16 protein-coding genes and 4 tRNA genes are annotated in these 21,629 nt (G+C 44.5%); 16 read left to right on the top strand and 4 right to left on the bottom strand.

Features of this window, described 5'->3' with window-relative positions; genetic code table 11:
* Positions 1 to 618: 618 nt before the first annotated feature.
* Together pssA and AB6D93_RS03760 are read right to left on the bottom strand one after the other, a co-directional pair.
* Positions 619 to 1,959 carry a CDP-diacylglycerol--serine O-phosphatidyltransferase gene (pssA, locus tag AB6D93_RS03755; RefSeq protein ID WP_029235079.1) on the bottom strand — a complete coding sequence of 447 codons (1,341 nt, stop codon included), beginning with the start codon at positions 1,957 to 1,959 and terminating at the stop codon, positions 619 to 621.
* 91 nt (positions 1,960 to 2,050) lie between these two features.
* The gene (locus AB6D93_RS03760) at positions 2,051 to 2,482 is read right to left on the bottom strand and encodes a GNAT family N-acetyltransferase (protein ID WP_017059798.1); all 432 of its coding nucleotides are present in this window, start codon (positions 2,480 to 2,482) and stop codon (positions 2,051 to 2,053) included.
* A 66-nt stretch (positions 2,483 to 2,548) separates the two neighbouring features.
* Here AB6D93_RS03760 and murB point away from each other — a divergent pair, with 66 nt between their 5' ends.
* Positions 2,549 to 3,595, top strand: coding sequence for a UDP-N-acetylmuramate dehydrogenase (murB, locus tag AB6D93_RS03765; protein ID WP_102333084.1), 1,047 nt, complete (start codon positions 2,549 to 2,551; stop codon positions 3,593 to 3,595).
* Positions 3,592 to 4,557: a bifunctional biotin--[acetyl-CoA-carboxylase] ligase/biotin operon repressor BirA gene (gene birA / locus AB6D93_RS03770; RefSeq protein ID WP_017059800.1), complete on the top strand. Its 966-nt coding sequence runs from the start codon at positions 3,592 to 3,594 to the stop codon at positions 4,555 to 4,557. The genes murB and birA overlap by 4 nt, the downstream gene beginning before the upstream one ends.
* 7 nt (positions 4,558 to 4,564) lie before the next feature.
* Here the strand turns inward: birA and coaA are convergent, their stop codons facing one another.
* Positions 4,565 to 5,488 carry a type I pantothenate kinase gene (gene coaA, locus AB6D93_RS03775; protein WP_017066910.1) on the bottom strand — a complete coding sequence of 308 codons (924 nt, stop codon included), beginning with the start codon at positions 5,486 to 5,488 and terminating at the stop codon, positions 4,565 to 4,567.
* A 210-nt stretch (positions 5,489 to 5,698) separates the two neighbouring features.
* Between coaA and AB6D93_RS03780 the strand changes: the two genes are divergently transcribed.
* The 13 genes from AB6D93_RS03780 to rpoC all read left to right on the top strand — a co-directional run bounded on the left by AB6D93_RS03780 (position 5,699) and on the right by rpoC (position 19,630).
* Positions 5,699 to 5,774 (top strand) — tRNA-Thr (locus AB6D93_RS03780).
* A 44-nt stretch (positions 5,775 to 5,818) separates the two neighbouring features.
* Positions 5,819 to 5,903 (top strand) — tRNA-Tyr (locus AB6D93_RS03785).
* A 39-nt stretch (positions 5,904 to 5,942) separates the two neighbouring features.
* Positions 5,943 to 6,017, top strand: a tRNA-Gly gene (locus AB6D93_RS03790).
* A 13-nt stretch (positions 6,018 to 6,030) separates the two neighbouring features.
* A tRNA-Thr gene (locus tag AB6D93_RS03795) sits at positions 6,031 to 6,106 on the top strand.
* Positions 6,107 to 6,201: 95 nt separating this feature from the next.
* Positions 6,202 to 7,386 carry an elongation factor Tu gene (tuf, locus tag AB6D93_RS03800; protein WP_010435158.1) on the top strand — a complete coding sequence of 395 codons (1,185 nt, stop codon included), beginning with the start codon at positions 6,202 to 6,204 and terminating at the stop codon, positions 7,384 to 7,386.
* Positions 7,387 to 7,609: 223 nt separating this feature from the next.
* Positions 7,610 to 7,987 carry a preprotein translocase subunit SecE gene (secE, locus tag AB6D93_RS03805; RefSeq protein WP_010435558.1) on the top strand — a complete coding sequence of 126 codons (378 nt, stop codon included), beginning with the start codon at positions 7,610 to 7,612 and terminating at the stop codon, positions 7,985 to 7,987.
* A 13-nt stretch (positions 7,988 to 8,000) separates the two neighbouring features.
* Positions 8,001 to 8,549, top strand: a complete 549-nt coding sequence (gene nusG, locus AB6D93_RS03810; RefSeq protein ID WP_010435556.1) for a transcription termination/antitermination protein NusG — start codon at positions 8,001 to 8,003, stop codon at positions 8,547 to 8,549.
* 213 nt (positions 8,550 to 8,762) lie between these two features.
* Positions 8,763 to 9,191: a 50S ribosomal protein L11 gene (gene rplK, locus AB6D93_RS03815; protein ID WP_010435555.1), complete on the top strand. Its 429-nt coding sequence runs from the start codon at positions 8,763 to 8,765 to the stop codon at positions 9,189 to 9,191.
* A gap of 4 nt (positions 9,192 to 9,195) precedes the next feature.
* On the top strand, positions 9,196 to 9,900 hold the full coding sequence (gene rplA, locus AB6D93_RS03820) for a 50S ribosomal protein L1 (protein WP_017060523.1): 705 nt from the start codon (positions 9,196 to 9,198) through the stop codon (positions 9,898 to 9,900).
* A gap of 250 nt (positions 9,901 to 10,150) precedes the next feature.
* Positions 10,151 to 10,645: a 50S ribosomal protein L10 gene (gene rplJ / locus AB6D93_RS03825; protein WP_017060524.1), complete on the top strand. Its 495-nt coding sequence runs from the start codon at positions 10,151 to 10,153 to the stop codon at positions 10,643 to 10,645.
* Positions 10,646 to 10,702: 57 nt separating this feature from the next.
* Positions 10,703 to 11,071: a 50S ribosomal protein L7/L12 gene (gene rplL / locus AB6D93_RS03830; RefSeq protein ID WP_017060525.1), complete on the top strand. Its 369-nt coding sequence runs from the start codon at positions 10,703 to 10,705 to the stop codon at positions 11,069 to 11,071.
* Positions 11,072 to 11,306: 235 nt separating this feature from the next.
* The gene (gene rpoB, locus AB6D93_RS03835; protein ID WP_017060526.1) at positions 11,307 to 15,335 is read left to right on the top strand and encodes a DNA-directed RNA polymerase subunit beta; all 4,029 of its coding nucleotides are present in this window, start codon (positions 11,307 to 11,309) and stop codon (positions 15,333 to 15,335) included.
* 92 nt (positions 15,336 to 15,427) lie between these two features.
* Positions 15,428 to 19,630 carry a DNA-directed RNA polymerase subunit beta' gene (gene rpoC, locus AB6D93_RS03840; protein WP_017060527.1) on the top strand — a complete coding sequence of 1,401 codons (4,203 nt, stop codon included), beginning with the start codon at positions 15,428 to 15,430 and terminating at the stop codon, positions 19,628 to 19,630.
* A gap of 330 nt (positions 19,631 to 19,960) precedes the next feature.
* On the opposite strand, the gene AB6D93_RS03845 is transcribed toward rpoC, so the two are convergent.
* The gene (locus tag AB6D93_RS03845; protein ID WP_032546263.1) at positions 19,961 to 20,458 is read right to left on the bottom strand and encodes an Rsd/AlgQ family anti-sigma factor; all 498 of its coding nucleotides are present in this window, start codon (positions 20,456 to 20,458) and stop codon (positions 19,961 to 19,963) included.
* 165 nt (positions 20,459 to 20,623) lie between these two features.
* Here AB6D93_RS03845 and nudC point away from each other — a divergent pair, with 165 nt between their 5' ends.
* Positions 20,624 to 21,433: an NAD(+) diphosphatase gene (gene nudC, locus AB6D93_RS03850; protein WP_102333900.1), complete on the top strand. Its 810-nt coding sequence runs from the start codon at positions 20,624 to 20,626 to the stop codon at positions 21,431 to 21,433.
* Positions 21,434 to 21,629: the final 196 nt, after the last annotated feature.

A 21,629-nucleotide genomic window follows, 5' to 3' on the forward strand; every position in this document is an offset into this window, starting at 1 on the left:
CCATGGCTAAATTTCACAATAATTCATCAATCTTAATTAGATCACATTTTTACTTTAATTGGTATAAAGACACCGAACCCCTGCACTTCATGCTATTCCGGCACATATCAGAAAGCCTAGTCTGACGACTAGGCTTTCGTCGTTTCCTGCGTATGTGTTTTGGGTTTTAGTAGTAGATCCTTATCGCTAGCTATGAAGTACTTCTCTATATATCGGGAGGTGCTGCTTGGGAATATAGGTGGTCACTTCTAACTCTTAAGCTAAATAGAGCAGAGCACTAATCTGATTGTTTTACTATGTGAAATTCTCTATCGCGTACGTACTTCGCCCTAAGGAGTGAGACTTTATTGCTTGAATACGTAAAGGGTAATTGTCGATTATGTTCGTATTGGTACTCGTTTAGCTGCTATCTAAACCATACCTGATACACGTATCTGGAACCCTGAGACTGACTAAGGAAAAGGTAGGATGCTTAACACTTCAAGCTATCACACTCACTGTGCATAAATAGAGATGTTGATTCGAAAGACCATCAAACAAACCTAAATAGCTATCTCGTAGATACAAAAACGCCTAGCGTTTGCTAGGCGTTGATAAATAGTGTCTCTAATACATCGACTACAGTATTTGCTTAAGCACCCTATCGGCTTTCACACGAGTGATCTTACGAATCAACTTCTGAACTTCCATCGGGTAGCTCTCTACCTTGTCTAACTGCTTATAAGTACAGATAAGCTGAGTGTGTTGAAGGATGTTATCCACTTCAGCCTGAAACTTGTCTGTTAGGTGATGGTAGTTATCTTGGATAAAGATACCGTTCTCTAGATCCAACTTCCATGCGCGTGGATTTAGATTATTACCTGTTAGTAGCATGTAGCGCTTATCTACCCAAATGCCCTTTAGGTGGAAGCTATTGGAATCGTGTTGCCAAAGTCGAATTGATAGATTACGGCTAGCAATATGAGCTTCATTCGCTTTAGCGAAACGGCGTAAGTTCAGTTCGTAAAGGTATGGCAAACCACCAATCGTTTTAAACTCTTCTTCTGGTGAGATAAAGAAATCATTCGCTGTCTTATCACCAACAACAATGCTGACCTTTACGCCACGCTTAAGTGCTTTCTTCACTTCTTTAGCTAGGCTAGGTGGGAAGTTGAAGTAAGGTGTGCAGATGAAGATTTCATCTTTAGCTTGAGCGACGAGTTGGTTGATTCCCTGATTCAGACGGTTACGTCTTTTACCGATACCAACCAATGGTGTTACAGCCACTTGCTCTGCTGAAACCTCTTGCCCTTCGAATTGATACTGAGACCTTGCCAATGATGCTCGAAACTGACGAATCGCTGGTTTCAGTTCTTTGGTCGCAGGCTTGTTCTTATCAGCCAGGTCATAAACAGCGCTGTCCGCAACCATCTGTTCGTGTACGTAGGCAAACATTGAGTCAGCAAGAGCTGCATTGTTTAAAACATGGTAACGATCAAAGCGATAGCGGTCATGGTAATTCAGATAGATATTGTTAAGGCTTGCACCGCTGTATATCACGCTATCATCGACGATAAAGCCTTTTAAGTGCAATACGCCAAAGACTTCTTTGCCGCGAACGGGAATGCCATAGACAGGCACAGAATGTTGATATTTCTCTGCGAACTCTTTATACATGGCTGCATTGCCTTCAGAAGACTCTGCGCCAATCAATCCACGCTGCGCCCGGTGCCAATCGACACAAACGCTCACGTCTAATTCTGGATTCTTTTGCTTTGCTTCATATAAGGCAGTCAGGATCTCACGGCCAGCCTCATCATCTTCAAGATACAAAGCGACTAAACTAATACGAGTCGTTGCGCGAGATATTTCATCAAGTAGGCGAGTTCGAAACTCTTGCGCTGATAGTAGTACTTCAAACTTGTCAGGATTCTGCGCTATGGTTGGCAACTGTATGAATGGATTCCTACTGGCAATCATATTGACTGTTTTACCTTAAAAATATGCAAAATTGCGAACCTTTAATTTTACCAAAGGGATAGCACCAAATACTAGATAATCGAGGCATTCTCTAACAATTTTGCTGATAATGCATAGGAATGAGATCTTTTCCGCTATTCGAATAGCGCTCGTATAAAACTCTTAAACCATTTGGTAGATCTTTAGGGTCTACTTGTACGAATTTGTGTCGCGCGTAAAAATTGGTGAGATGAGCGTACGCAAAGCAGTAATCATCTTCCGTAAGCGTATGTTGCGCACAATAATCCATAAGCTGGGAGCCTAATTGCTGACCACGATGTTGTTTTGATATCGCCATACCGGTAAGTAAGCGATTATTTTCTATTGTACGAAAACGCACGACACCGCACAGTTCGTTATTCAGCAATAACGAATAGATCAGTTCACTCTTATTCGCTTTTCCCGTTGGGTAATGTTCTTTATAGAAACGTTTAACTAGGGGAACCTTTACTGGGTCTAATTGAGTAATGATGACATTGTTCATTCAGTCACTGCGCCATTGGTTTATCTGCTGTAGAATGACCGCAGTGTAAGTTAATTGAATATCGCCATGCAATTCCATCTCAATGCTAGTTTAAAAAATGTTCATACTTTTTCCATCGATCAGACGTGTGATGCGTTGGTTGAAGTCACCACTACCGAAGAACTTATTTCGCTTTACAAAGACCCTAAATGGTCAGCTTTGCCTAAGTTAATACTGGGTAAGGGCAGTAATATGCTTTTTACTGAGCACTTCGCTGGCCTGGTCATCGTGAATAAATTAGCCGGGATTGAGCTGGCCGAGACGGACAGTCATCACCTACTGCATGTGAGTGGTGGCGAGGATTGGCCTAGTTTGGTTAAGTGGAGTGTCGATAAAGGGCTGGGTGGTCTAGAAAATCTAGCAATGATACCCGGTTGTTCAGGCTCTGCTCCGATTCAGAATATTGGTGCGTACGGCGTTGAACTGCAAGATATATGCAAGTATGTTGATATTCTATGTCTGGATACTTATACAGTTAAGCGATTAAGCAAGGAAGAGTGTCTCTTTGGTTACCGAGATTCTATTTTCAAACATGCTCTCTACGGTAAAGCGATTGTTGTTGCGATTGGTTTAACGTTGCCGAAAGAGTGGGAGCCATGCAATCACTATGGCCCGTTAAAAAGCCTAGCAGCCGATACGCTCTCCCCTCGCACTATATTTGATGAAGTGTGTGCTATCCGTTCAAGTAAGCTGCCAGACCCTAGAGTACAAGGGAATGCGGGTAGCTTCTTCAAAAACCCTGTGATCACCAAAGATCATTTTGATCGCTTGTTAGCTCTATATCCAAATATGGTTGGTTATGAGAGTAATGACATGATCAAAGTTGCTGCTGGCTGGCTGATTGATCAATGCCAGTTCAAGGGTGTGACAGAAGGTGGCGCTCAGGTTCACCCCAACCAAGCATTGGTTATTATCAATTATGATGAGGCTTCTGCTGTGGATATCCTTAAGCTTGCAGAGCGAGTGCGCCAGTCCGTTTTGAATAAATTCGATATTCGATTGGAACATGAAGTGCGCTTTATGGGACGAGACTGCGAGACAAACTTGGATAAGGCTTTGGAGTCATTGGCATGAGAGAGCACAGTACCAAGCTTGCACTATTGAGATGTCTTGCTGACGGTGAGTTTCATTCAGGTGAAGACCTAGGTGAAATGATTGGCGTATCACGAGCGGCTATCAGTAAGCACATTAAAGGTATTCAAGAGTGGGGTTTAGATATCTACCGAGTACAAGGCAAGGGTTACAAACTAGCCAGTCGTTTGGATATGCTTGACCAAGACAAATTGTCTGCAGTTAGTCGCGATGCTTCTCTTGAACTCATTCCCATCATAGGTTCTACAAACCAACACCTATTAGAGCGCACTAACACCCTCGAATCGGGTTCTGTCTGTATTGCTGAATATCAAGCTGCGGGTCGTGGACGCCGTGGACGAGAGTGGGTATCACCATTTGGTGCAAACCTCTATCTTTCAATGTATTGGAGACTCGACGCGGGGATGGCTGCCGCAATGGGCTTAAGCCTTGTGGTTGGTGTAGCTGTTGTTGAAGCTTTGGAAGAGATGGGCGTAGAAGGTGTAAAGCTTAAATGGCCGAACGACCTTTACCACAATGACAAGAAGCTTGCAGGTATCTTGGTCGAGCTGTCAGGACAGTCTGGCGGCGCTGCGCATATTGTGATTGGTTTAGGGCTAAACCTATCCATGGATCCAACAACATCAGGTATTGGCCAGCCATGGACTTCCCTTAAAGAAGTGTGTGATGGGAAGGTGCCAGACCGTAACCAGTTAGCGCAGGCTCTGATCAATGCTTGGGATAAGTCACTTGTCGACTACGAGTTGAAAGGAATGTCCAATTTTTTAGAGCGTTGGAACCGCTTGGATAATTTCTTAGGTCGCAATGTTAGATTGATCATTGGACCTAGAGAAATTGAAGGTGTTGTTCAAGGCATCGATGAACAAGGTGCTGTATTGCTCAAAACTGAGAATGGTGTCGAGAGCTATATTGGTGGCGAGATATCGCTAAGAAAAGGCGACTAAGGCGTTACTATTTTCTTAGTAACACTTCTTCAACCATATGATCTGCGCCTTTACGTAGAATCAGGTGAGCCCTTTCTCTTGTCGGAAGGATATTTTGTTCAAGGTTCAAGCCATTAATTGAACTCCAGATACCTTCTGCTTTGTCCAATGCGGCTTGGTTCGATAATTTAGTGTAATGACTAAAGTAAGAGCCAGGCTTAGTAAACGCGCCATCGCGGAATTTCATAAAGCGATTGACGTACCATTCTTTGATTTGTTGGCTATCAGCGTCAACATAGAGTGAGAAATCAAGGAAGTCTGAAATAAACACGCGATGTGGCTCGTGTGGATAATTCATTCCGGTTTGTAAAACATTAAGCCCTTCAATAATAAGCACATCTGGTAGGTCGACGCACTTAACGTCATCAGTAATATTGTACGTAAGATGCGAGTAAACAGGGGCTGTGACATTTCTCTTGCAAGCTTTTACATCCGAAACAAAGTTCACTAAACGCTTGATATCGTAAGATTCAGGAAAGCCCTTTTTGCTCATCAACCCTTTCTCTTCTAACACCTCGTTTGGATATAAAAAGCCATCGGTTGTCACTAGTTCAACTTTTGGGTGGTTTTCCCAGCGAGAGAGTAGGGCTTTAAGCAGACGCGCAGTGGTACTTTTGCCAACAGCTACGCTACCCGCAATACCGATGATAAAAGGTGGCGCTTTCTCTTTCTTATCTAGAAATTGGTGGAGTACCGAGTTTCTATTCTGTCTGGCTGCCACATAGAGGTTCAATAGACGAGATAGCGGTAGATAGATCTCTACTGCCTCTTCCATTGTGAGCTTTTCATTGATGCCTTGAAGCTCTTTTAAGTCGCTCTCAGAAAGTGTCATCGGAACTAAATTCCTTAGCTCAGACCAACGTTCGCGGTCAAATGACATAAATGGGCTCATACAAAACTCTATAGTGGATAACAAAACAAGTGCATGGAAAATACATCAAGCGATAGATAAATAAAATATCTTCCTGTACTAGATGCGGGTTAAAGACGTAAACCTTGAGCTAAATAGCCGTATGTAGGAGTTTGGTCAGAGAATTTTGCACTTTTTTTCAATTTACTATTGCAAGGTGGAAAATCATTCAATAAAATGCGCCCCACTTGTGCCGACTTAGCTCAGTAGGTAGAGCAACTGACTTGTAATCAGTAGGTCACCAGTTCGATTCCGGTAGTCGGCACCACTTTCTCCCTTCCTATAAGGCAAGCGAGAGAAAGCTCAAAATTTGGAGAGGTTCCCGAGTGGCCAAAGGGAGCAGACTGTAAATCTGTTGGCACTGCCTTCGATGGTTCGAATCCGTCCCTCTCCACCATATTCTAAAGGTTAAATAGCTCAAACAGAGTTACGTGTTGCGTGCATCGTATAATGGCTATTACCTCAGCCTTCCAAGCTGATGATGCGGGTTCGATTCCCGCTGCACGCTCCAACTCATTTTGTGTGCTGATATAGCTCAGTCGGTAGAGCGCACCCTTGGTAAGGGTGAGGTCCCCAGTTCGACTCTGGGTATTAGCACCAGTCTAAAGCTTCTTCTCCTTTAATAAAGAAAACCATTTTTTTTGGTTGCGTGGTCTTATTTTAAGCCACCTAATCCGTACCTAGAGGGACACCCCATGTCTAAAGAAAAATTTGAACGTACGAAACCGCACGTAAACGTTGGTACTATCGGCCACGTTGACCACGGTAAAACAACTCTAACTGCTGCTATCTGTACTACTCTTGCAAAAGTATACGGCGGTGTTGCTAAAGATTTCGCATCTATCGATAACGCTCCAGAAGAGCGTGAGCGCGGTATCACAATCGCAACTTCTCACGTTGAGTACGACACTCCAGCACGGCACTACGCACACGTAGACTGTCCAGGACACGCGGATTATGTTAAAAACATGATCACTGGTGCTGCACAAATGGACGGCGGTATCCTAGTTGTTGCTGCGACTGACGGCCCTATGCCTCAAACTCGTGAGCACATCCTACTTGGTCGTCAAGTTGGTATCCCTTACATCATCGTATTCATGAACAAATGTGACATGGTAGATGACGAAGAGCTACTTGAGCTAGTTGAGATGGAAGTTCGTGAACTTCTTTCTGAATACGACTTCCCAGGTGATGACCTACCAGTTATCCAAGGTTCTGCACTTGGCGCACTAAACGGCGAGAAGCAGTGGGAAGACAAGATCGTTGAGCTTGCAGAAGCACTAGATTCTTACATTCCTGAGCCAGAGCGTGCAGTTGACCAACCGTTCCTACTACCAATTGAAGATGTATTCTCAATTCAAGGTCGTGGTACTGTTGTAACTGGTCGTATCGAGCGCGGTATCCTACGTGTAGGTGACGAAGTAGAAATCGTTGGTATCAAAGAGACTACTCTTACTACTTGTACTGGTGTTGAAATGTTCCGTAAACTGCTTGACGAAGGTCGTGCAGGTGAGAACGTTGGTGCACTTCTACGTGGTACTAAGCGTGATGACGTTGAACGTGGTCAAGTACTTTCTGCGAAAGGTTCTATCAACCCACACACTAAGTTTGAGTCTGAAGTATACGTACTTTCTAAAGACGAAGGCGGCCGTCACACTCCTTTCTTCAAAGGTTACCGTCCACAGTTCTACTTCCGTACAACTGACGTAACAGGCGACATCACTCTACCAGAAGGCGTAGAAATGGTAATGCCAGGTGACAACGTTCAAATGACTGTTGAGCTAATCGCTCCAATCGCAATGGACGAAGGTCTACGTTTCGCAATCCGCGAAGGTGGCCGTACAGTTGGTGCTGGTGTTGTAGCTAAAATCTTTGCATAAGATTTGACGAACCACTAGTAAAAAGGGCATCATTTGATGCCCTTTTTCTGCGCTAAAAAAAGAGTTGGATGTTTTGACATCGATTTTTGCTCTTAGCAAAGAATTAAACGGTCTTTTTGACTAAAATGACTGTTAGATGTGTTGTTTTGCAACGCAAAGGAATGTGCCCTGCAACAGCGGGGTTATTGTCGTCTATATTTAAGACTTATCACAGGTTGGTTTTATGAAAGCAAACGCTGAAACTCCTGATAGCTCAGGTGCAGCAGATACAATGAAGTGGATTGTCGCTTTTGTTCTGTTGGCTGCTGCTGTTGTGGGTAATTACCTGTATGGTGAATTGTCTGTTGTAATTCGCGCTGCAGGTGTAGTTGTGCTGATTGCTGCCGCACTAGGCGTTGCAGCAACAACAACTAAAGGTAAAGCTGCGATCGATTTTGCAAAAGAATCTCGTATGGAGATTCGTAAAGTTGTTTGGCCTACTCGCCAAGAAACTATGCAAACTACATTGATCGTTTTAGCTGTATGTATTGTTATGTCTCTAGTGCTTTGGGGAATTGACGGCATTATGGTCCGTCTAGTTTCTCTAGCAACTGGGGTGTAGAGGGTTCTGATTCATGAGTGAAGCTCCAAAAAAACGTTGGTATGTAGTTCAAGCCTTTTCTGGCTTTGAAGGTCGTGTTGCACAGTCGCTACGCGAGCATATTAAAATGCACAACATGGAAGAACTATTTGGCGATGTGCTAGTACCTACTGAAGAAGTAGTGGAAATGCGTGCAGGCCAACGCCGTAAAAGTGAACGTAAATTCTTCCCTGGCTACGTATTAGTTCAAATGATCATGAATGATGAATCATGGCACTTAGTACGCAGCATTCCGCGTGTTATGGGCTTCATTGGTGGTACCTCTGATCGTCCTGCACCAATCACTGATAAAGAAGCTGATGCTATCTTGAACCGTCTAGAGAAAGCGAGCGAGTCTCCACGTCCTAAGACAATGTTCGAAGCGGGTGAAGTGGTTCGTGTGAACGATGGTCCATTTGCTGACTTCAACGGTACTGTTGAAGAAGTAGATTACGAGAAAAGCCGCATTAAGGTATCTGTATCGATCTTTGGTCGTGCAACACCGGTTGAGCTTGAATTTGGTCAGGTTGAAAAACTGGACTAAAACTCTAAGTTTTGAACAAGCTGTGGATAAATACTTCATAAGTTGTTCAAAATAAAAGAGTATAAAAAATCACCTTTTTAGGGTTGTTAAAGGCGCGAATTATGATTATAATTTCGCGCCTTTTTGCTTCTGTGGAAGTGAAAAAGAGTTAATTGAATTTATGGGGAGCTCGCCTTGCGGCTAGCGCATGTACCCAAAATATTAGGAAATATCATGGCTAAGAAAGTTGAAGCTTATATCAAACTGCAAGTTGCAGCTGGTATGGCAAACCCAAGTCCACCGGTTGGTCCTGCTCTAGGTCAACACGGCGTGAACATCATGGAATTCTGTAAAGCGTTCAACGCAAAAACAGAATCTGTTGAGAAAGGTCTACCTACTCCAGTAGTTATTACTGTTTACAACGACCGTTCTTTCACGTTCGTAACTAAGACTCCACCTGCTGCTGTTCTTCTTAAGAAAGCTGCTGGCGTTAAGTCTGGTTCAGGTCGTCCAAACACTGAGAAAGTTGGTACTGTTACTGACGCTCAAGTTCAGGAAATCGCAGAAACTAAAGCTGCTGATATGACTGGTGCTGACATCGAAGCAATGAAACGTTCTATTGCTGGTACTGCTCGTTCAATGGGCCTAGTGGTAGAGGGATAAGATCATGGCTAAACTTACTAAGCGTATGCGCGTAATCCGCGACAAAGTTGACTCAACTAAAGAATACGAAATCAGCGAAGCTGTTGCTCTTCTTAAAGAACTAGCGACTGCTAAATTCGTTGAGTCTGTAGATGTTGCTGTTAACCTAGGCATCGATGCTCGTAAATCTGACCAAAACGTTCGTGGCGCAACAGTGCTACCTCACGGTACTGGCCGTGACATCCGCGTTGCTGTTTTCACTCAAGGTGCAAACGCAGAAGCTGCTAAAGCTGCTGGCGCAGATATCGTTGGTATGGAAGATCTTGCTGAGCAAGTGAAAAAAGGCGAAATGAACTTCGACGTAGTTGTTGCTTCTCCAGATGCAATGCGTGTTGTTGGTCAACTAGGTACAATCCTAGGTCCACGCGGCCTTATGCCAAACCCTAAAGTTGGTACTGTAACTCCTAACGTTGCTGAAGCGGTTAAGAACGCTAAAGCTGGTCAGGTTCGTTACCGTAACGACAAGAACGGCATCATCCACACTACTATCGGTAAAGCATCTTTCGAAGCTAGCCAGCTTCAAGAGAACCTAGAAGCTCTTCTAGTTGCTCTTAAGAAAGCTAAGCCTTCTTCAGCTAAGGGTTCTTACCTGAAGAAAGTAAGCATCTCTACTACGATGGGTGCTGGTGTTGCTGTTGATCAAGCTAGTCTTGACACTCAAGCAAACTAATTTGCTTAGGCGCAGATTTAGTGTATACTTCTGCGCCTAATATTTGTGGTTGGGTGGTTTTAAAGCAATTTGAAATCATCTATCCCAAGACCGTAGGCGCTGTCGATTTTCATTAGATTATTGATAGCTTAATAAAACCTACGTAGGCGATGTTGTGGTTTGAAGTGGATTTATTCACTTTTAAATAACATCGTAAACGCTCAATACATTTTGTATTGGGTGCTGTAATCACAACCAGAGGTTAATCCAAATGGCTTTAAATCTTCAAGACAAAAAAGCAATTGTTGCTGAAGTCAACGAAGCTGCCAGTGGTGCACTTTCTGCAGTTGTAGCTGATTCTCGTGGCGTTGAAGTTGGCGCAATGACTTCTCTACGTAAACAAGCTCGCGAAGCGGGTGTTTACATGAAAGTTGTTCGTAACACACTAGCACGCCGTGCGGTTCAGGGTACAGACTACGAGTGTCTAGTAGACACTTTCACTGGTCCAACTCTGATCGCGTTCTCTAACGAGCACCCAGGTGCTGCAGCGCGTCTTTTCAAAGACTTCGCTAAAGAGAACAAAGATTTCGAGATCAAAGCTGCTGCATTTGAAGGCGCAGTTACTGATGCTGAAGTACTAGCGACACTACCAACTTACGACGAAGCTATCGCACGCCTAATGATGTGCATGAAAGAAGCTTCTGCTGGCAAGCTGGTTCGTACTATCGCTGCACTACGTGACCAAAAAGAAGAAGCAGCGGCTTAAGCCTTGCTTTTCACTGGTTGCAAATTAAACTTATTGTTGACTTAAAAGAGAATTGTTATGTCTATTACTAACGAGCAAATCCTAGACGCAGTTGCAGAAATGTCTGTAATGCAAGTTGTTGAGCTTATCGAAGCTATGGAAGAGAAATTCGGCGTTTCAGCTGCAGCTGCAGTTGTAGCTGGTGGCGCAGCTGGCGGCGACGCTGCTGCTGAGCAAACTGAATTCGACGTAATCCTAACTGCTGCTGGCGCTAACAAAGTACAAGTTATCAAAGCTGTACGTGGCGCAACTGGCCTAGGTCTTAAAGAAGCTAAAGGTCTTGTAGACTCAGCTCCTGCAGCGCTTAAAGAAGGCGTTGACAAAGCTGAAGCTGAAGCTCTTAAAGCACAGCTAGAAGAAGCTGGCGCTTCTGTTGAAATCAAGTAATTATTACTTAATTTCATAGCCGCAAGGCTAATGGCTGGTGGTTTATTAACCACCGGCCTTTTTGCGCTGTAGGGCTATGACGAAATTTCCGCTGTTTAACCGTCATAATCCGAGCAAAAAAACAGTCATTTTTTCGAAATGATTGTTCACTACCACTAAACAGCTGTTTGTCACCACCCCCTCTGAAGAGTGTTTTGGGTGGTTTGGGTCACTTATCAGCGAGCTGAGGAACCCCATGGTTTACTCTTATACCGAGAAAAAGCGCATCCGTAAGGATTTTGGTACTCGTCCACAAGTTTTGGACATTCCATACCTGTTATCGATCCAGCTTGATTCTTTCGACAAATTCATCGAACAGGATCCAGAAGGTCAATACGGTCTTGAAGCTGCTTTCCGTTCTGTATTTCCAATTCAGAGCTACAACGGCAATTCTGAGCTGCAATACGTTAGCTACCGTCTTGGTGAGCCAGTTTTTGACGTTAAAGAATGTCAAATCCGCGGTGTTACTTACTCAAAGCCACTACGCGTAAAACTACGTCTAGTTATCTTTGATCGAGATGCACCAGCAGGTACTGTAAAAGACATTAAAGAACAAGAAGTCTACATGGGCGAAATTCCGCTTATGACAGACAATGGTACTTTCGTAATTAATGGTACCGAGAGGGTTATCGTATCCCAGCTGCACCGAAGCCCAGGCGTGTTCTTCGACAGTGATAAGGGTAAGACCCACTCATCAGGTAAAGTTCTTTATAACGCACGTGTAATTCCTTACCGTGGCTCATGGTTAGACTTTGAGTTCGATCCTAAGGATAACTTATTCGTACGTATCGACCGTCGTCGTAAGCTACCAGCATCGATTATTCTTCGTGCACTTGGTAAATCGACTGAAGAGATCCTTGATCTGTTCTTCGACAAAGTGAACTTCGAAGTGAAAGACCAAACTCTTCTTATGGAGTTGGTTCCTGATCGTCTACGTGGTGAAACTGCGTCATTCGACATCGAAGCAAACGGTAAAACTTACGTTGAGACTGGTCGTCGTGTTACTGCTCGCCATATCCGTCAACTTGAAAAAGATGGCGTTGAGCACATCGAAGTACCAGTAGAGTACATCGTTGGTAAAGTTGCATCTAAAGATTACATCAACGAAGCAACTGGCGAGATCATCGTTGGCGCGAACCAAGAGATTAGCCTAGAAGCTCTTGCTAACCTGTCTCAAGCAGGCCACAAGGCTCTACAAACTCTGTTCACGAATGACCTAGATCACGGTCCATTCATGTCAGACACTCTACGTGCAGATAGCACAGTAGATCGCATCTCTGCATTGGTAGAAATCTACCGCATGATGCGTCCTGGCGAGCCACCAACGAAAGAAGCTGCAGAGTCTCTATTCGAAAGCCTATTCTTCTCTGAAGAACGTTACGACCTATCAACTGTAGGCCGTATGAAGTTCAACAGCTCTATCGAGCGTGAAGAAGAAGAAGAGCGCGGTACTCTGGATGAATCAGACATCATCGAAGTGATGAAGAAACTGATTGGTATCCGTAACGGTATTGGTGAAGTGGACGATATCGACCACCTTGGCAACCGTCGTATCCGTTCTGTAGGTGAAATGGCAGAAAACCAATTCCGTGTTGGTCTAGTTCGTGTAGAACGTGCCGTTAAAGAGCGCCTAAGCCTTGGTGACCTTGATGCAATCATGCCTCAAGACCTTATCAACGCTAAGCCGATCTCTGCTGCAGTTAAAGAATTCTTTGGCTCTTCACAGCTTTCACAGTTCATGGACCAAAACAACCCATTGTCAGAAGTTACGCACAAACGTCGTATCTCTGCTTTAGGTCCTGGTGGTCTTACTCGTGAGCGCGCAGGCTTCGAAGTACGTGACGTTCACGTAACTCACTACGGTCGTCTATGTCCGATCGAAACGCCTGAAGGTCCAAACATCGGTCTAATTAACTCACTATCTGCGTTTGCACGTTGTAACGATTACGGTTTCCTAGAAACTCCGTACCGTCGTGTAGTAGATGGTGTAGTAACAGAAGAAGTTGATTACCTGTCTGCAATCCAGGAAGGTCAATTCGTAATCGCGCAAGCAAACACCATTCTTACTGAAGAAGGTACGTTTGCAGATGAGCTAATCACAGCTCGTCAAAAAGGTGAATCTGGTCTTCATCCACGCGATCACGTTGACTACATGGACGTTGCGACAAACCAAGTAGTATCTATCGCTGCTTCGCTTATCCCGTTCCTAGAACACGATGATGCGAACCGTGCATTGATGGGTGCCAACATGCAACGTCAAGCTGTACCAACACTTAAGGCTGATAAGCCTCTAGTAGGTACTGGTATCGAACGTAACATCGCAGTTGACTCTGGTGTTACAGCGGTTGCTAAACGTGGTGGTCAAGTTCAGTCTGTAGACGCTTCTCGTATCGTAGTTAAGGTTAACGAAGATGAATTGGTACCTGGCGAAGCTGGTATCGATATCTACAACCTAACTAAGTACACGCGTTCGAACCAAAACACATGTATTAACCAACGTCCAACTGTACTTCCTGGTGAACCAGTTGCACGTGGCGATGTTCTTGCTGATGGTCCTTCAACAGACCTTGGTGAACTAGCTCTTGGCCAAAACATGCGTATCGCATTCATGCCTTGGAACGGTTACAACTTCGAAGACTCGATCTTAGTATCTGAGCGCGTAGTTCAAGAAGACCGTTTCACGACAATCCACATCCAAGAACTATCTTGTGTGGCTCGTGATACTAAGCTGGGTTCTGAAGAGATCACAGCTGATATTCCAAACGTAGGTGAGTCTGCTCTGTCTAAACTAGACGAGTCAGGTATCGTTTACATTGGTGCTGAAGTTAAGGGTGGCGACATCCTAGTTGGTAAAGTAACCCCTAAAGGTGAAACTCAACTGACTCCTGAAGAGAAGCTACTACGTGCTATCTTCGGTGAGAAAGCATCTGATGTTAAAGATACTTCTCTACGTGTACCAAACTCTGTTTCGGGTACTATCATCGATGTACAAGTCTTCACTCGCGATGGCGTAGAGAAAGACAAGCGTGCACTTGAAATCGAACAGATGCAGCTTAAAGAAGCTAAGAAAGACCTAACTGAAGAGTTCCAAATTCTTGAGGGTGGCCTTCTTAACCGTGTTAAAGCTGTACTTCTGTCTGGTGGTTACTCTGAAGCTAAGCTTGATACTATCGGTCGTAAGCAATGGCTAGAGCAAGTTCTAGAAGACGATGCGCTACAAACACAGCTTGAGCAACTTGCTGAGCAGTGGGATGAGCTAAAAGCAGACTTCGATAAGAAGTTTGAAACTAAGCGTCGTAAAATCACTCAAGGTGATGATCTAGCGCCTGGCGTTCTTAAGATTGTTAAAGTTTACCTAGCGGTTAAACGTCGTATCCAGCCTGGTGATAAGATGGCCGGTCGTCACGGTAACAAAGGTGTAATCTCTAAGATTAACCCTGTTGAAGACATGCCATACGATGAGAAAGGTCAGCCTGTAGACATCGTACTTAACCCGCTGGGTGTACCATCGCGTATGAACATCGGTCAGATCCTAGAAGTTCACTTAGGTTTGGCTGCGAAAGGTATCGGTGACAAGATCAACCAAATGGTTAAGGAACAACAAGAACTGCATAAGTTCCGTGAGTTCCTACAGAAGGTTTACGATCTTGGTGATACTCGTCAGAAAGTTGATATTGCTGAACTGTCTGATGATCAAGTTCGTACACTGATCAAGAACCTACGTGGCGGTCTACCGATTGCTACTCCTGTGTTCGACGGTGCTTCTGAGTCTCTAATCAAAGAACTACTTAAACTGGGTGATCTGCCAGAATCTGGTCAGCTTAAACTGTTTGATGGTCGTACTGGTGATTCGTTTGAGCGTCCTGTAACTGTTGGTTACATGTACATGCTGAAACTGAACCACTTGGTTGATGACAAGATGCATGCTCGTTCAACTGGTTCTTACAGCCTAGTAACTCAGCAACCACTTGGTGGTAAAGCTCAGTTCGGTGGTCAGCGTTTCGGTGAGATGGAAGTATGGGCACTAGAAGCATACGGTGCTGCATATACTCTACAAGAAATGCTAACAGTTAAGTCAGATGACGTTAACGGCCGTACTAAGATGTATAAGAACATCGTAGACGGTAACCATAGCATGGAACCTGGTATGCCTGAGTCGTTCAACGTACTGTTGAAAGAGATTCGCTCGCTAGGTATCAACATCGAGCTAGAAGACGAAGAGTAATCCCTCCTTCTTTTTAAAAGAAGATAGGATTATTTGGTAAAAGGGAGCTTGCTACAGCAGTGAGCTCCTTTAACTCCTTACAGGAGCTGAATGTGAAAGACTTATTAAACTTTCTAAAAGCACAGCATAAGACCGAAGAATTTGATGCAATCAAAATCGGTCTATCTTCACCAGACATGATCCGTTCATGGTCTTTTGGTGAAGTTAAAAAGCCGGAAACAATTAACTATCGTACGTTCAAACCTGAACGTGATGGTCTGTTCTGTGCACGTATTTTTGGTCCAGTTAAAGACTACGAATGTCTTTGTGGCAAATACAAGCGCCTGAAGCACCGTGGTGTTATCTGTGAGAAGTGTGGCGTTGAAGTTACACAAACTAAAGTTCGTCGTGACCGCATGGGCCACATCGAGCTAGCTTCACCAGTTGCTCACATCTGGTTCCTAAAATCACTGCCGTCTCGTATCGGTCTACTAATGGATATCCCTCTACGTGATATCGAACGTGTTCTTTACTTCGAGATGTACGTAGTAACTGAACCAGGTATGACTGATCTAGAAAAATCTCAGATGCTTACTGAAGAAGAGTATCTGGATCGTCTAGAAGAGTGGGGTGACGAATTTACTGCTAAGATGGGTGCTGAAGCGATCAAAGATCTGCTTGCAACAATGGACCTTCATCAAGAAGTGGAAGAAATGCGCGAAGAGTTAGAAACGACTAACTCAGAAACTAAGCGTAAAAAAGTTACTAAGCGCCTGAAGCTAGTTGAAGCGTTCATTGCATCGGGTAACGATCCGCAATGGATGATTCTGACTGTACTTCCGGTTCTGCCGCCAGATCTACGTCCTCTAGTACCACTAGATGGCGGTCGTTTTGCGACTTCAGATCTGAACGACCTTTACCGTCGTGTGATCAACCGTAACAACCGTTTGAAGCGCCTTCTAGAGCTAGCTGCTCCGGACATCATCGTACGTAACGAAAAGCGTATGCTGCAAGAGTCTGTTGATGCACTTCTAGATAACGGTCGTCGTGGTCGTGCTATCACTGGTTCTAACAAGCGTCCTCTGAAATCTCTTGCTGATATGATCAAGGGTAAACAAGGTCGTTTCCGTCAGAACCTTCTAGGTAAACGTGTAGACTACTCTGGCCGTTCTGTAATCACAGTAGGTCCATACCTTCGTCTACATCAGTGTGGTCTTCCTAAGAAGATGGCACTTGAGCTATTTAAGCCGTTCATCTACAGCAAGCTAGAAACTCGTGGTATGGCTACGACAATCAAAGCTGCTAAGAAGATGGTAGAGCGCGAAGAAGCTATCGTTTGGGATATCCTGGACGAAGTAATCCGCGAACACCCAGTACTACTTAACCGTGCACCTACACTTCACCGTCTAGGTATCCAAGCGTTTGAACCAGTACTAATCGAAGGTAAAGCGATTCAGCTTCACCCACTAGTGTGTGCGGCATACAACGCCGACTTCGATGGTGACCAAATGGCGGTACACGTGCCTCTAACTCTAGAAGCACAGCTTGAAGCACGTACACTGATGATGTCGACGAATAACATTCTGTCGCCAGCGTCAGGTGATCCGATCATCGTACCTTCTCAGGACGTTGTATTGGGTCTTTACTACATGACACGTGACAAGATCAACGTGAAAGGCGAAGGTATGTACCTTGCTGGCCCTGCTGAGGCTGAAAAGGCATACCGTACTAAGACTGCTGAGCTACACGCTCGCGTTAAAGTACGTATCACCGAAACTGTAGTAGACGAAGATGGTAACAGCACTACTGAAACGAAGATGGTTGATACAACTGTCGGCCGTGCAATGCTATGGCAAATCGTTCCAGCTGGCCTACCGTACAGCATCGTTAACCAAAAGTTAGGTAAGAAGCAGATCTCTACTCTTCTTAACGAGTGTTACCGTAAGCTTGGTCTAAAAGATACAGTAGTATTTGCTGACCAAATCATGTACGCAGGTTTTGCATACGCTGCACTTTCTGGTGTTTCTGTAGGTATCGACGATATGGTTGTACCTCAAGCGAAATACGATGAAATTGAATCTGCTGAAGAAGAAGTTCGCGAAATCCAAGAGCAATTCCAATCTGGTCTTGTTACTGCGGGTGAGCGTTACAACAAAGTTATCGATATCTGGGCATCTACGAATGACCGCGTTGCGAAAGCAATGATGGATAACCTATCTTCTGAAACAGTTATCAACCGTGACGGCGAAGAAGAACAGCAAGAATCGTTCAACAGCATCTACATGATGGCCGACTCGGGCGCACGTGGTTCTGCAGCTCAGATTCGTCAGCTAGCAGGTATGCGTGGTCTGATGGCGCGTCCAGATGGTTCAATCATCGAAACGCCGATCACAGCGAACTTTAAAGAAGGTCTAAACGTCCTTCAGTACTTTATCTCAACGCACGGTGCTCGTAAGGGTCTTGCGGATACAGCACTGAAAACAGCAAACTCGGGTTACCTAACTCGTCGTCTAGTAGACGTTGCTCAAGACGTTGTAGTACACGAACATGACTGTGGCACGCATGAAGGTATCGACATGATGCCTCACATCGAAGGTGGTGACGTTAAAGTTGCACTTTCTGAGCTTGCTCTAGGTCGTGTAGTAGCTGAAGACGTTCTTAAGCCTGGTACTGAAGATGTACTGATTCCACGTAATACTCTGATTGATGAGAAGTGGTGTCAAATCATGGAAGACAACTCAGTAGATAGCATGAAAGTGCGCTCTGTTGTTACCTGTGATGCAGACTTCGGTTGTTGTGCACAGTGTTACGGTCGTGACCTAGCACGTGGTCACCTAGTGAACCAAGGTGAAGCAGTTGGTGTTATCGCTGCACAATCTATCGGTGAACCGGGTACACAGCTAACGATGCGTACGTTCCACATCGGTGGTGCGGCATCTACTGCAGCAGCAGAGAACAGCATCCAAGCTAAGACAACTGGTACTGTGAAACTTCACAATGCTAAGTTCGTAGTTAACAAAGATAAGAAACTGGTTATCACTTCTCGTGCATCTGAGATGACGATTATTGATGAATTCGGCCGTACTAAAGAGAAGCACAAACTTCCTTACGGTTCGATGCTAACCAAAGGCGACAACGCAGCAGTTACTGCTGGTGAAGTTGTAGCTAACTGGGAAGCGCATACCATGCCAATCATCACTGAAGTGGCAGGTCGTATCCAATTCGTAGATATGATCGATGGTATTACAGTTTCTCGTCAAACTGACGATCTAACGGGTCTTTCTTCAAGTGAAGTTACAGACGCAGCAGCTCGCCCAGCAGCAGGTAAAGATATGCGTCCAGCTATCAAACTTGTTGATGAGCAAGGTAACGACGTAATGATCCCTGGTACTGATATGCCAGCTCACTACTTCCTACCTGGCAAAGCGATTGTAAACATCGAAGATGGCGCTGAAGTTGGCATCGGTGACACACTATCTCGTATCCCTCAAAAATCGAGCGGAAACAAAGATATCACCGGTGGTCTACCACGCGTAGCTGACCTATTCGAAGCTCGTAAGCCTAAAGAGCCTGCGATCCTTGCTGAGCACACAGGTACTGTGTCTTTCGGTAAAGAAACGAAAGGTAAGCGTCGTCTAGTAATCACTCGTGAAGGCGGTGACGCTTACGAAGAGATGATTCCTAAGCATCGTCAATTGAACGTGTTCGAAGGTGAGAAGATTGAACGTGGTGATGTAATCGCCGACGGTCCTGAAACTCCACACGATATCCTGCGTCTACGTGGTATCCACGCAGTAACTCAGTACATCGCGAACGAAGTTCAAGAAGTTTACCGCTTACAAGGCGTAAAGATTAACGATAAGCACATCGAGACTATCGTTCGTCAAATGCTACGTAAGTGTACAATCACTCATTCTGGTGACTCTCCGTTCCTACCTGGCGAACAAGTTGAGTACCACAATGTTAAGATTGCTAACCGTAAGCTAGAAGCTGAAGGTAAAGAACTAGTACGTTTCGAACGTGATCTACTAGGTATTACTAAAGCATCTCTTGCAACTGAGTCATTCATCTCAGCTGCATCGTTCCAAGAAACGACTCGCGTACTAACAGAAGCTGCGGTTTCTGGTAAGCGTGATGACCTTCGCGGTCTGAAAGAGAACGTAATTGTTGGTCGTCTGATCCCAGCTGGTACTGGTTTCGCATACCACCAAGAGCGTCAAAAACAACGTGAAGAAGAGCAAGAAGGTCCTTCAGCTGAACAAGCTACTGACAATCTAGCAGCACTTCTAAACGCTGGTTTCTCTTCAGAAGAGTAAGCTCTACGAGTAGTCTCTAAGAGATAAGAAAAAGGCACCTTCGGGTGCCTTTTTTGTATCTGGCGTATTGGTATTTAGCTATGACTTATAAAGTGATAGGTGTGCTTATCTAGCTGGTGAGGTTGGATTTATGTCCTGAAGAGTGCTCTTTGAGGCCAGTAAGATAAAGGGTAGAGATGACTAGGCTGATTAGGGCTGTAACCATATGCTTATGGCTAAAGGTCAGGGCGAGCGAGTAAGCTCTGTCTGAAAGGTTCTGGGTAGTTTGGATAACCTTACAGACAAAACAAAAAGCTTGCACAGAGGCAAGCTTATTAAGGATTCGGCTAACTAAGCGCCTGGTGGAATCGCTAAACTGTCTGCAATAAGCTGGATAAGATTATCTTCTACTTCAAAACGTAGTTCGAGTAGTTCACCTACTTTGGACATATCTCCTTCGAAGTTAGGCAACTCATCGTCTGCATTTACTTTAACGTACTTATCATTGAATTCTAGAAGCGGCTCGGTTGTAAGTACGATCTTCGCGTAAGTTGTATCAATCTCGTCATTGGTTTTAAAGCCTGTTGCTTGCCATTTTTTCATGACCATATCGTAGATCTTAAAATGACCCTCTGAGATATAATCGACAACATGATCACAGAATGAGCTTATTTCTTTAGGGGAAGGGAGTTCAACAACGTTTGATTGCCCGTTGCTAGCTGGCTGCAAGGCACCTAGCTTACAATACTCAACGATTAGAGACTGTCGAGTTTCGAGCCAATGATCGATGACCTCATTAGAGCCACCCCATTGTTCTTGTATTTGTTTGAATTTATTTAGCATGACCATGTCCTCATGATCTGATCACAACCTTGTGATCAAGTAATTGCCTAAGCAGGGTCCGTTTTATTGGTAGCTACTAAAAGTAATAGCTTGAAATATTCTCTGCTACAACTCTAGTATGAAATTAGATTGCCAGTAAAATGAACGAACTGCAAGCAATGAGGCATAGGGATGTTAAAAAAAAGTGATAACAAAATGACAGAGCAAGCTTATTGGTGCGTCGTTTCTGGTAGTGATATTTGGGTTAATAATGATCAGTTTCCGTTTGGCTCTGCTGAAGAGCTTGGGCTGAGTGTGGAGCATGCAATCTGTATTGGTCAGCATCAAGGTCGCAAGGTGTATTGGCTCAACGATTGTGATGTGGAGAATGAGCTGAGCATGGTCAGCCTAAGAGAGTTACTGCACTGGCCTGAAGTGAGTTTCTTGACTGCAAGCAAAGCCATCCAATATGGGCATATGACTCAAAGTATGCGTTTTTGCCCTCAGTGTGGTGGTCGAAATCATCTCAACCATAACCAGGTGGCGATGCAGTGTGGAGATTGCCGCACACTTCATTATCCTCGTATCTTCCCGTGCATCATTGTCGCTGTACGAAACGACAACAAGATATTGCTTGCGCAGCACCCAAGACATAAGACAGGTATGTATACCGTGATAGCGGGCTTCCTAGAGGTCGGAGAGACCTTAGAGCAGTGTGTGGCAAGAGAAGTCAAAGAAGAAACGGGTATCGATGTCGATAATATTCGTTATTTTGGCAGCCAACCATGGGCGTTTCCATCGAGTATGATGATGGGCTTTCTCGCAGATTATGCTGGTGGTAAGCTTAAGCCTGACTACAGCGAGCTATCGGATGCTCAATGGTTTGACGTAACAAGCCTACCTGATGTTGCTCCTGTTGGAACTATTGCGAGACAGTTGATTGAGAAAACCGTTGATGACGTGATAAAAGATGGTGTGACGGAGCAGATGCTAGAGCACTAATTTGCCTGTGATAGTATTTGGCCTATGGGTGGTCAAAAGCTAAAAAAAAAACCCTCCACAAGTGGAGGGGGTAAGTAAGATGTCGTTATGAGATGCTGAGTAGTGACTACTCAGATGTTATAATTGTAATTTTCGCTAGCGAACAAATTTTTAACATGCTCCCGTAATTGGGTGCAAATTAAGCATTGATTTAAAA

The sequence above is a fragment of the Vibrio sp. 10N.247.310.23 genome (assembly GCF_041467155.1).
Lineage (GTDB): Bacteria > Pseudomonadota > Gammaproteobacteria > Enterobacterales > Vibrionaceae > Vibrio > Vibrio crassostreae_C.